The organism is Serratia sp. PL7 (genome assembly GCF_945957435.1).
In genome coordinates, this window is sequence record NZ_CAMFLB010000007.1 from 252,961 (window position 1) to 264,622 (window position 11,662).

Consider the following 11,662-nt stretch of genomic DNA (forward strand, 5'->3'; position numbering starts at 1 on the left):
ATTATCAAATTATTATAAAATATTCATCAGCACTCTTTCATAGCATCCTACCGCAATGATATCTCAGATAGCGTAGGGGTTAACAAGAACAATATGACGGACTAATAATTGTATGAATGATAACGAAGGGACACTATTTCAAAGCAATGCATTCTCCCTTGAGCAAAAACTTGAAAGAGCGCGAGCGCAACTGCTTGATTTAGGTGCTAGAAATAGATTGCTCAACATTCCCAGAGCACGGACGTCAAAATTTCTTGATGTGTGTGATGAGCGCTCTGAAGATATTTATAAGCTATTAGTGGTTGAAGCAAAAACCTTTACCTTCCTGCATGGAAAAACTGGCAAAGATGATGATAGCCAGGAAAGTGAAGAAGCGAATGATAACATTGAAACATTTCTCTATCCGTTCAAAGAAAATGATACTCCAAAAGCGCAGCATTTAGATACAAAACTCCAAACAAGGCTAACGGCTAAAGGGTTACAAAAAAGGCTATTGGACCTTTATCACGATTCTAGAACGTTAGAGGAAGAACAAGGTGTCAATATTCTTTATTTAGCCCTGGGAACGTTAAAATGGATAGATCCTGCTAATAAAGAAAATATTCGCTATGCACCCTTAATTTTAATTCCTGTAACTCTTGAGCGTGGTAATGTCGGTGAAAGGTTTAAACTACGAGCAAGGAACGAAGAAATTATCGCCAACCTTTCTCTTGAGGCTTTTTTAGAAAGAATTCACCAAATTACTCTTCCAGAGATGAGACTAGATGATAATCATGAATTAAATATCATCAATTACATGTCAGATATCGCTGAAGCAGTTAGCCTTAAGCCTGATTGGCAAGTTCTAGAAAATGATATCACTTTGGGCTTATTTTCCTTCGCTAAATTTTTAATGTATCGCGATCTAGATCCTGCTAATTGGCCTGCCAAAGATAGTATTACCTCCCAACCCATTATCCGTGCACTGATGTCGGATGGGTTTGATGAGGATGACAGCCTGCTATCCGAAGATGCACCTATCGACCCTATTATTCCACCAAAAGATATGCTGCACATCATGGATAGTGACAGTTCACAAACTCTTGCGATTCATGAGGTCCGTCGGGGTAAAAGTTTGGTCATACAGGGCCCACCTGGAACAGGTAAGTCACAAACTATCGCGAACATCATTGCTTCAGCTGTAGCGGATGGAAAAACAGTGCTTTTCGTTGCTGAAAAAATGGCCGCTCTAGAGGTTGTTAAGCGTCGTCTTGATCAGTCTGGCGTTGGCGATGCTTGTCTAGAGTTACACAGCAACAAAACAAACAAACGCGCCTTCCTGGAAGAGCTTAAAAGAGTTTGGGAATTAGGTTCCCCACGTGGAGAATTCTCTGACACATTGATAGATAATCTGACCGAAGTGCGAGATCTATTAAACCAGCATCCAGCCAGGATCCATAAGGTTTATAGCCCTTCGGAGCTCACTCCATATCAAGTCATGGGTCACTTAGTCCGTCTACGTCATGTTGGCCAAGCCCCAACAAATTTCCGTTTGCACGGTATCGAATTTTGGAGCAGCAATGATGTAACAAAACGCTTAGATCTTACAAAAGAACTCTTAGATAGGGTAAATGATATTGGGATACCTGATAATCACCCGTGGCATGGCGTTGGTCTTGAAAGAATTATACCCAGCGAAGTGGAACGTTTAGTCCCGGATATTAACACAGTGCTAATCCAACTAGCGGATTTTTATTCTAAAACTATAGCACTGGCAAGAGATGTAGCGTTACTCCCTGCTCCAAATACATTCAAAGATATTGATGAACTCGTGGTGGTTACGGAGCACATTAACAGCGCGCCCAATCTCTCTATGGAGGCCTTAACCTCGCCAATATGGAAAACTCAACTAACAGAGATCAATAATCTAATTAATTTAGGTCTTGATTATCAAAGAAGCTTTGCAGAACTTGAGAATGAGATTGTAGTTGAAAATTTAAGCATGCCTCTTACTGAACTCGAGGTTGAATTAGAAACGCTTCCCGATAGTTTATTACCCTCAGGCTTTGCCACCGCTATTCCTCTTCAGAGGTCGTTGACAAAACTGCTGGCTGAAGCACGTCAACTCCAGCTTGAATTAGGCTCCCAAATAGGACGTGATACTTGCCAAGATATCAAGCAGTTGATCGAACTAGGTGAAAAAGTGGCCTCTGTGCCCGATGTCAGCCCCGAAGCCCTCATTGCATCCGTTTGGGAGCAAGGTGTTGAACAAGCTTCAGACCTTGTTAACTCGATAGTACGATTAACCGAAACGTATTCTAATATTGAACACCAACTACAAGGGGTTGCTTGGGAAGCTGACGTTATTACTGCGAGAAACAGTTTGGCAGTACAAACAGATCCTCTTCGTTTTTTAAGCAGTGAATGGCGAAAATCACGGGCTTTTGTGCGATCCCTTATTCGCGATCCTTCAATGCCAATTCCATTGCAAGTTGAATTACTAGATAAACTGCTGGAAGTACAATCATTAAGAAAAAAAATAAAAGAATTCGATGCATTTGGACAATCCGCATTTGGCAGTGATTGGCGTGGAGAAAATAGCAATAGCCAACTATTGTTAGCACTTATAGATTGGATGAAGACATTAAAAGAATTCAATACAGAAACTCGAGTTCTTGCTAGCCGCCTTGCGGATCGTGATTTAGTCAGATACCAAGTTGAGCAACTTAACACCACGTTTGAACAGGTGAGTGTTCAGTTAGATACTCTATGGAACGCTTTCGGCTCGTCTCCAAATGAATTTTTTGAAAATAAATTTTCTATAAATCGTGTATCTCTTAATTTTATCGAGAAACATGTTAAAAAGTTAATCTGGGTTGACGAAAGATCTAGAGAAATATTTAAAAATGCGCCAGAGAACTTAAGTGAAAGGCGATGCTTACTATCGAAACTCATAAAGTTGAAGCAACTATCTCAGACAATAGATTCTTTTGATATTCTAGGCGCTCAGGCATTTTCGGATAGCTGGATGAAAAGTGAGTCCGATTGGAAATTATTGATGCAGGCCTCCAACTGGATAGAGCAGCATCAGGATTTACGTTATATTGCAGCTAACATCAACAATCGAAATGAAATAGCGACACTTGCAAAGGAGTATCAACAGACAGGCATTGAACTTATCAATCTTATCGATAACCTGTCGATAAGATTGGCTTCAAAAACTGAGACACTGTTTAAAGTAGCTTCAATTGATGAGTTATCAATACTTGCAGCAGGCACTAAGTTACTATTGTGGATGGATAATTCAGAACAGCTTTCCAAATGGGTTGCTTGGCAATACCGAGCTTCTTTAGCTAAAAAACTAGGCATGAGCGAGTTTATTGAAAAACTTGCAAATGGAAACCTTACGCAAGAAAACAGCTTCACCGCTGTTGAACGTACTTATTATGAATCCTTATTGGCATTAATGGTGGAACAAGATCCTGAGCTTGTTCGATTTGATGGAGAGCTTCATTCCCGAGAAGTGGAAAAGTTTTCTGACTTGGATCGTAAGCGTATCAAAGCAGCTAGCTTTGAAGTGGTTAGAGCACATCATCGTAGAATTCCATCTCAAATAGGTGGTGCAGGCCCTGTTGGTATTCTGCGTGCAGAAATGGCACGTAAGAGGGGGCACATGCCAATCCGGCAGCTAATGCTAAAGGCTGGCCTGGCGATACAAGCACTAAAGCCAGTAATGATGATGAGTCCATTATCTATTGCACAATTTCTGGTACCTGGATGCCAAAAATTTGATCTTCTCGTGATGGATGAAGCTAGCCAGATCCAACCTGTTGATGCCATCGGCGCCATTGCAAGATGTGGGCAAGTAGTTGTCGTCGGGGATGAACGACAATTACCCCCAACCAGCTTCTTCTCTAGGATGACGGAATCGGATAATGAGGATGATGATGAACTCTCACAGGTGGCAGACATCGAGAGCGTATTGGGATTATTTGTCGCGAGAGGGTTACCGCAGAGAATGTTGCGTTGGCATTATCGTAGCCGCCATCAGTCATTAATTGCCGTATCTAACAGCCAATTTTATGAGAATAAACTCTTTATAGTACCTAGTCCGTATACTCAAGAAGCCGGAATGGGGTTGCTATTTCATCATGTGCAAAATGGTGTTTTTGAGTCAGGAAGCAGCAGCTCTAACCCGGTGGAAGCAAGGCGTGTAGCTACAGCAATAATGGAACACGCACAAAATCATAAAGGGTTGTCTTTGGGTGTTGCGACATTCTCGGTTTCACAGCGAAAAGCAATCCAGGATGAACTAGAGTTATTACGCCGCTTGAATCCAGAGTTGGAAGATTTCTTTCATGCCCATCCAAATGAACCATTCTTTGTTAAAAACCTAGAGAACGTTCAGGGGGATGAGCGCGATGTTATTATGATCTCCGTTGGCTATGCCAAAAATACCAATGGTTACATGGCGATGCGCTTCGGCCCTCTAGGCGCGGAGGGTGGAGAACGTCGCTTGAATGTTCTGATAAGTAGAGCAAAACGACGTTGTGAGGTTTTTGCGTCAATCACTGACGAAGATATCGATCTTGAGCGGGCAAAAGGCAAAGGTGTCTTTGCGTTCAAATTGTTTCTTCAATACGCTCGCACAGGACGTTTATCTCTGGCTCAAAAATCCGATCGTACAATGGATAGTGTGTTTGAGGAACAGGTGGCTGACGCACTTCAAAAAAGAGGTTACCAGGTCCATCCACAAGTTGGCATTGCTGGTTTCTTTATCGATTTAGCCATTGCAGATCCTGATATGCCAGGACGATATCTGATTGGCATTGAGTGTGATGGTCGAGCCTATCATTCCTCTCGGTCCGCCCGTGAGCGTGACAGATTGCGCCAATCCGTGTTAGAGGATCATGGGTGGATTATTCACCGAATTTGGAGTTCAGACTGGTTCCAGCGACCAGAAGAACAGTTGCAACGTACTGTTGAAGCAATCGAAACAGCAAAAAATGAACTTGCCCTTCGTTTGGAGCGCAGAAGTTCTGATACCAGAGCTGTTCCCATTGAAATTATCACGATTGAACGTGAGTCTGTAACAGAAATTGGTCTTATCGATGCTGAACAGAGTCTTGAGCATGTTGATAATTATATCGAGTCTACCCCAGAGTTTCATGCCAATTGGCAGCTTCATGAAACACCAGCGAGCATTCTGGTAGACCTGATTGAAAAAATTGTTCAAACAGAGTCACCAATTCATGTCAGTGAAGTTGTTACACGCCTAAGAACCGCATGGGGGTTACAGCGTGCCGGGGCAAGAATAGAAGCGGCAGTAAATCAGGCAATCAGTATCGCATGCAAAAAAGGAGCGATATTGCAGGCTGGGAATTTCCTTATGTGTAGCGCCTCAGAGGTCACGCTCCGAAATCGGCAGAACGTTCAGTCATCTGGTCTGAGAAAACCTGAAATGATTGCTCCTGAAGAAATAGCCGTCGGCATTAACGCAGTGGTGGCAAGAAACTTAGGGGCCACAGATGACGAGATCATTTCATCTGTTTCCAGAATGTTGGGATTCAGAGCCACAAGCAGTGTCTTGAGAAAAACAATATCTGAAGTCATAGAAGGTTTATTGAATGAAGGTATTCTGAAGAGAGAAAATACAATGATTATTGTTAGCGAAACAGTAGAAAATTAATGGCTGTAGACGGTAGCCCAAGGTCGCGAAAGCGGCCTTGTGGTCCGATGCCTGATATTAACTCGCTTTGATTCATCACGCTAAAGCAAGCTTTAGCTGTTGAGTTCCTGCGTTAAGCTTCAAAATGCCGAATGGTCACACCCAGATATACACTAAAAAATCAACAAATCACCTTAAGTTATAGCGATCTCAAACCTCACCTGCTAATTTTAAACTCCCACTCAACCATCGAGCAAATACGCATGACCAACAAGTTTTCCGGCGGCTGCCTGTGCGGAGCCATACGCTTTAAGGCAACCAGCCCAGCAAATCCACACACCTGCTCATGCGATATTTGCCAAAAGCATACCGGTGCCCAATCCGCCGTATGGATTGAGTTTTCGGCCTCCAATGTGCAATGGATCGGGGAAGGTGGCAAACCCGCAACCTACCGCTCCTCACCCGCCTCAAGCCGAGCCTTTTGCCCACGGTGTGGCAGTTCCATTGGAGCCATAGATGACGGACCCATAATCGCATTACTGAGTGGAGTATTTGATAATCCAAACGATCCTGCGCTGACACCGGAGTATCATTCGTTTGAAGATATGAAACCCGAGTGGTGGCAGAAACTGTTTCCTGATAGCCTGACCTGCTCTCCGTTGATTCGCACACCTTGATGGTTTTAACGTCCGCTTGCTTTTGGCACGAAGCGGCCCATGAAGAACCGCTACGATGACAGACAAATGCTCCAATTGAGTTATTGTCATTCAAACCGCTATTCGTATTGTCGGTCTTCTTGTTGTTCTCGAATTCTTTGATGTTCAACCGAAAGGGGCAGCTTTTTACATATCTTTTTGGCTGCGTCTGAAATATTGCTTCGTTCGTGTTTGATAAGTTCGCCCAAGATGCCAGCTCTGTTTTGTTAGTGTTTATCACGTACGGTGACCAACATCCCCCTACAGCCCCTTAGTCAGAGGGAGCTGATGCAAAGCCAAAATCAGGTGAAACGGTTACCCGCGGCCTCATGCCTAACTTAACGTGTTTTTCGCCGCCTAAATCCCTAGTCTTGATGTGTATTTAATGCGTTTTTTCCGAAGGGTTAAGCAGTAAATTTTTATCGCATAATAAATAATTTTCATTATCATTGCGCTTTCGCAGTCAACATTCATTCCGTTAAGAGTTGTGTTAAATGAAAAAGGTCATCTGTGCGTTAGGAATGGTGCTCGCCTCGGCCAGCTCTGCTTTGGCAACCACGTATCCTCTAACGATTGAGAATTGTGGGTATAAAGAGACGTTTACCAAAGCCCCCGAGCGCGTCGTCGCACTGGGACAAAATACCGTCGAAATTCTGCTGCTATTGGGGTTGCAGGACAAGATAGTCGCCAGTGCGTTTTGGCCAACCAAAGTGCTGCCGCAACTAGCTGAACAGAATGAAAAAATCAAAACGCTGACGGTAGAAATACCGACGTTGGAATCTATTCTTGCGCAAAACCCTGATTTTGTTCCCGCACAACTGCCTTTGCTGCTCGGCCCAGAAAGTAAAGTCGCCAAGCGCGAAGATCTCGCCACCGTTGGCGTGAATAGCTACATGTCTCCTGGCATGTGCGCAACCAAAAAAGACATTGGCGATATGTACGGTAGCCGCCAAAAACTGTGGGACATGACATTCCTTTATCAAGAGATTGCAGACTTTGCCAAAATCTTCAACGTCGAAGATCGCGGCCAGGCGCTAATTGCCGATTTTAAACAACGCGAAGCAGACCTTCGCCGAGAGTTCGGAAAAAACAACCAAGACCTTTCGTTTGTCTTCTGGTTCTCTAGCTCTTCCCCCTCCTCTGATGCCTATGTCGGCGGCAAGAACAGCGCTTCCGGTTTTATCGCTAATCTGTTAGGCGGCCATAACGCCATCACCTCAGAGACTGAGTGGCCAACCGTCGGTTGGGAAAGCATCATTGCCGCTAACCCCAATGTGATAGTAGTTTCAAGCCTTGACCGAAATCGCTGGGCGCTCGATAACGCAGAAGAAAAGATTAAATTTCTCAAAACCGATCCTGCGGTTAGTCAATTAGACGCGGTGAAAAAAGGCCACATCGTCGTGATGGATGGTCAGGCAATGAACCCAACGATTCGCACCATCTATGGTGCAGAACAAGTTGGCGAACAGCTCAGAAATCTTGGGCTAGATAAATGACAGTAGTGTCACAGCCGATGAAACAGACGTTTCTGCTAGCCGCGTCGAGTGTTTTTTCAGTGGTGTTGTTATTCCTGGTGATCGCGATTGGCGTTAGCGTAGGTGAGCTTTCTATCCCGCTGCGAAGCGTGTTCTATGCCATAAGCAATAAACTCGGACTGACAGAGGTGCCCCTTAGCCGCATTTACGAAAGTGTGATTTGGGACTTTCGCCTGAGCCGGGCGCTTGTCGCGGCCTGCTGCGGTGCCGGGTTGGCAATATGCGGTGCAGTGCTGCAAAGCCTGCTGAAGAATGCTCTGGCAGAACCTTACGTGCTTGGCGTTTCTGCTGGCGCTTCAACCGGCGCGGTTTCAGTGGTCGTTTTGGGTATCGGCACCGGTGCCGTGTCGCTCTCCGCCGGGGCATTTGCAGGGGCATTTGCCGCCTTTGCCTTTGTCGCCTTTTTGACCAATGGCGCACGCGGTGGTAATGAGCGCACTATTCTAGCGGGCGTTGCTGCGTCTCAACTCTTCAACGCGATTACTGCTTACACCATCAGCACATCCGCTAGCGCGCAGCAGGCGCGTGACGTGATGTTTTGGTTGCTGGGCAGTTTCAGCGGCGTGAGATGGCCTGAGTTTCAACTGGCGCTGGTCGTCGTACTGGTAGGGCTTGCGGTATGCCTTTACTATTCTCGAGCGTTGGATGCTTTTACTTTTGGCGATGATGCTGCCGCCTCGCTGGGCATTGCCGTGCCCTGGGTTCGCCTGATCCTGTTCACCATCACTGCGCTGATCACAGCAACCATCGTCAGCATGGCAGGTTCTATCGGCTTTGTGGGCTTGGTCGTTCCGCACGTCATGCGCTTCTTCTTTGGGCCATTGCATCGCAGGTTACTTATCACCTGCGCATTGGCAGGTGCCATCTTGATGGTGCTGGCCGATATAGCTTCGCGCTTATTGATAGCCCCGCAAAGTCTTCCGGTCGGCGTGGTCACCGCGCTGGTTGGCGTGCCATTCTTTGCCGTTATCATCTACCGCTCAAGGAATAAGTGATGAGTATCGCCGCTGAAAATATTACCTGGAGTGTGGGTAAAAAAACCATCGTCAACAACATCTCGCTGAGCGTTTCGAGTGGAGAAACCGTCGGGCTACTGGGCCCTAACGGCTGCGGAAAGTCATCACTGTTGCGGATCCTCGCTGGATTACGACGCCCCCACTCAGGTACTGTCACGCTGGACGGGCAAAATATCGCCCAGATAACCAAAAAGCAGTTGGCACGCCGGGTAGCTTTTGTAGAGCAGCACGGCATGACCGAGGCCAATATGCGCGTTGTCGACGTGGTCAAACTGGGGCGTATTCCTCATCACTCCCCGTTTTCTAACTGGAGTACGCAGGATGACGATACTGTCACCGCCGCACTCCAGCGTGTCGATATGCTTAGCAAAAGTGAGCAAGGGTGGCAGAGTTTATCGGGTGGCGAACGCCAGCGTGTTCACATTGCACGAGCTCTCGCACAATCGCCGACGGAGATCCTCCTGGATGAGCCGACCAACCATCTGGATATCCGCCATCAGATACAGTTGATGAAACTCGTCAGCGAACTGCCAGTGACCAGCATTGTGGCTATTCATGACCTCAACCACGCCTCCATGTTCTGCGACTCGTTGATTGTGATGCAACAGGGCCAGATCGTCGCCGCAGGTAGCCCGCAGGAGATCCTCACAGAGTCACTGCTTTGGGATGTATTCAAGGTAGAGACAAAGATTGAAATCTCTCCCTTCCACGGAAAAAAACATATCCACTACATCGCTTAAGACCAGGTCACTAGCATGTCTTTGCCAATTTTGCGCTCAGTGACTCAGGTCTGGCCGCCTGTGTTACTGGGCAGCCAGTTTGTTTTTAACATTGGCTTTTACGCCGTTGTGCCGTTTCTGGCCGTGTTTTTACGCGACGATATGATGCTGTCCGGTGGACTCATCGGGCTGATATTAGGTTTGCGAACGTTTTCTCAGCAAGGCATGTTTATCGTTGGCGGCGCGTTGTCCGATCGCTACGGTGCACGTATCATTATCCTCTGCGGCTGTATGATCCGTGTGGCGGGCTATCTGCTACTGGCACTTGGGCAGTCACTATGTCCGATTATCATTGGCGCCTGCCTTACAGGCATTGGCGGTGCCCTGTTCTCTCCGTCAATCGAAGCGTTACTGGCAAAGGCTGGAACGCAAAGCGAATTACAGGGCAAACGCAGCCGGGCGGAATGGTTTGCGTTATTTGCGGTTTGTGGAGAGCTGGGGGCAGTTCTGGGGCCGGTGGCAGGGGCTTTGTTGACAGGGTTGGGTTTTCGTCAGGTGGCTCTGGCGGGGGCTGGTGTCTTCGTCGTCGCACTGGTGGTGTTGTTTTTCTGCCTTCCCGCTGCGAATGTCAGGAAACAGACACTAAACATCCTTCCGTGGTGGACGACATTCCGTAAACCACGGTTTGTCGCCTTTATTATCGCCTATAGCTCATGGCTGTTAAGCTATAACCAGTTATATTTTGCGCTGCCTGTGGAGATCCAACGTGCCGGCGGCAGTGAAAAAGATCTTGGCCCGTTGTTTGTGCTGGCATCGCTGCTGATTATTGCCCTACAGCTACCGCTTGCACGCTTTGCTCGCCACATCGGAGCTGCGCGCATCCTGCCCATGGGTTTTCTGCTTATTTCCGTCTCATTTCTCAGCGTCGCGCTGTTTGCTGCCACCCCTCCGCCAGAAAACGGTTCCCGGCTTTTGCCTGCCGCCTGTTTTGTGACGTTACTGACCCTGGGGCAAATGCTGCTGGTACCTTCAGTGAAAGATTTGATCCCATGGTTTGCTAACGAATCGACGCTGGGCGCACACTATGGTGCACTTGCCTCAGCCGGAGGATGTGCGGTATTAGCGGGAAATTTCTTTCTCGGCAACCAACTTGACGCCGCATTGGTCCCTTCCCATGAGGCCATTTCCCCCTGGCTACAACTGGCATTTTTCCCATTTTGCAGCGCGATAGCAATGGTTGTGATTTGTCGACCTATGCGAAAATAGTCTGCACAACCTTCATCCGATCTTGGGATCGTCGTGACACTAACTTAAGGAAGATACTATGGTGATTTACAGTTTTTTCGTGAAGGGCGAGCAGATTGTGGTACTGGATAACTCTGTCCCTGATTTCACAGACAATCAGAAACACCTGTTAGATAAAGGCTATGCCAAGCAATTTGAAGAGTTGCAATCCACTTCCCCGCAAGCGGCCCTTGCCAGATTTAAAGACATAAGGGGTGAGGAATACAAAACAGCGCATGCCTTTACTACTGGGGGCGTGTTTACCTCACTGATTGATGCCTTATTGCCGAAAGGCTGAAGGCACAGCTTGCTGGGGGTTCAGGCGACTGACTTATGCCCCCACTCATCTATCAAAGACTGTCCCAGTCCGGCAGCTTGTTTACTCGCTTTCGCCAATAGTGATATAGCGCCATCATCAAGCCAAACAGTCCACCAGCCAACAAGCTTGTCTGCAGCGCCATCAATACGCTGTAGCATTCGCTTTTCCAAGTCGTAAACCACATAAACAGGCCCCACACAGAGCCAAAAAAGCCACCGAAGCAAAGCACATTCAACCAGAACGGCATAAACGGTGGCGGTGGCATCTGGACGCCAAACTTCCACAGCAGGCGCAGGAGCGGTGGAGCATAATTGCTACGCCACATTTTTTTCTCTGCCATCAACGCTAATGCTCGTTCTTTTTTTTCATCAAACGTCATCGTCGAGTCCTTTCACTAACAACAAGTCTATTTTTTATCAGATTGAGCACAGCTTGAGAACTGCCAGT

8 protein-coding genes are annotated in these 11,662 nt (G+C 46.8%); 7 read left to right on the forward strand and 1 reads right to left on the reverse strand.

Features of this window, described 5'->3' with window-relative positions; translation table 11 throughout:
- The first annotated feature begins 112 nt into the window (after positions 1-112).
- From N6G83_RS27275 to N6G83_RS27305, 7 genes are all read left to right on the forward strand, one after another.
- Positions 113-5,668 (forward strand): DUF3320 domain-containing protein, encoded by a 5,556-nt coding sequence (locus tag N6G83_RS27275; RefSeq protein ID WP_211135897.1) that lies wholly within the window; start codon positions 113-115, stop codon positions 5,666-5,668.
- A gap of 242 nt (positions 5,669-5,910) precedes the next feature.
- Complete coding sequence (locus N6G83_RS27280; RefSeq protein WP_211135898.1) at positions 5,911-6,324, forward strand: GFA family protein; 414 nt, start codon at positions 5,911-5,913, stop codon at positions 6,322-6,324.
- 512 nt (positions 6,325-6,836) lie between these two features.
- A complete protein-coding gene (locus N6G83_RS27285) occupies positions 6,837-7,838 on the forward strand; it encodes an ABC transporter substrate-binding protein (RefSeq protein ID WP_094982617.1) in 1,002 nt (333 codons plus the stop codon).
- A gap of 17 nt (positions 7,839-7,855) precedes the next feature.
- Positions 7,856-8,872 carry a FecCD family ABC transporter permease gene (locus tag N6G83_RS27290; protein ID WP_370592699.1) on the forward strand — a complete coding sequence of 339 codons (1,017 nt, stop codon included), beginning with the start codon at positions 7,856-7,858 and terminating at the stop codon, positions 8,870-8,872.
- Complete coding sequence (locus tag N6G83_RS27295) at positions 8,872-9,633, forward strand: ABC transporter ATP-binding protein (RefSeq protein WP_098930000.1); 762 nt, start codon at positions 8,872-8,874, stop codon at positions 9,631-9,633. Before N6G83_RS27290 ends, N6G83_RS27295 begins: the two co-directional genes overlap by 1 nt.
- Before the next feature lie 15 nt (positions 9,634-9,648).
- Positions 9,649-10,878 carry an MFS transporter gene (locus tag N6G83_RS27300; protein ID WP_211135899.1) on the forward strand — a complete coding sequence of 410 codons (1,230 nt, stop codon included), beginning with the start codon at positions 9,649-9,651 and terminating at the stop codon, positions 10,876-10,878.
- A gap of 58 nt (positions 10,879-10,936) precedes the next feature.
- Positions 10,937-11,194: a hypothetical protein gene (locus N6G83_RS27305; RefSeq protein WP_211135900.1), complete on the forward strand. Its 258-nt coding sequence runs from the start codon at positions 10,937-10,939 to the stop codon at positions 11,192-11,194.
- 52 nt (positions 11,195-11,246) lie between these two features.
- Here the strand turns inward: N6G83_RS27305 and N6G83_RS27310 are convergent, their stop codons facing one another.
- Positions 11,247-11,594 (reverse strand): DUF6404 family protein, encoded by a 348-nt coding sequence (locus N6G83_RS27310; RefSeq protein ID WP_199063627.1) that lies wholly within the window; start codon positions 11,592-11,594, stop codon positions 11,247-11,249.
- Positions 11,595-11,662 lie beyond the last annotated feature (68 nt).

Excerpts from the sequence above, each read along its gene's own strand:
- N6G83_RS27285 (WP_094982617.1), top strand. The coding sequence starts at position 6,837 with ATGAAAAAGGTCATCTGTGCGTTAGGAATGGTGCTCGCCTCGGCCAGC.
- N6G83_RS27295 (WP_098930000.1), top strand. The coding sequence starts at position 8,872 with ATGAGTATCGCCGCTGAAAATATTACCTGGAGTGTGGGTAAAAAAACC.
- N6G83_RS27300 (WP_211135899.1), top strand. The coding sequence starts at position 9,649 with ATGTCTTTGCCAATTTTGCGCTCAGTGACTCAGGTCTGGCCGCCTGTG.
- N6G83_RS27280 (WP_211135898.1), top strand. The coding sequence starts at position 5,911 with ATGACCAACAAGTTTTCCGGCGGCTGCCTGTGCGGAGCCATACGCTTT.
- N6G83_RS27290 (WP_370592699.1), top strand. The coding sequence starts at position 7,856 with ATGAAACAGACGTTTCTGCTAGCCGCGTCGAGTGTTTTTTCAGTGGTG.
- N6G83_RS27305 (WP_211135900.1), top strand. The coding sequence starts at position 10,937 with ATGGTGATTTACAGTTTTTTCGTGAAGGGCGAGCAGATTGTGGTACTG.
- N6G83_RS27310 (WP_199063627.1), bottom strand. The coding sequence starts at position 11,594 with ATGACGTTTGATGAAAAAAAAGAACGAGCATTAGCGTTGATGGCAGAG.
- N6G83_RS27275 (WP_211135897.1), top strand. The coding sequence starts at position 113 with ATGAATGATAACGAAGGGACACTATTTCAAAGCAATGCATTCTCCCTT.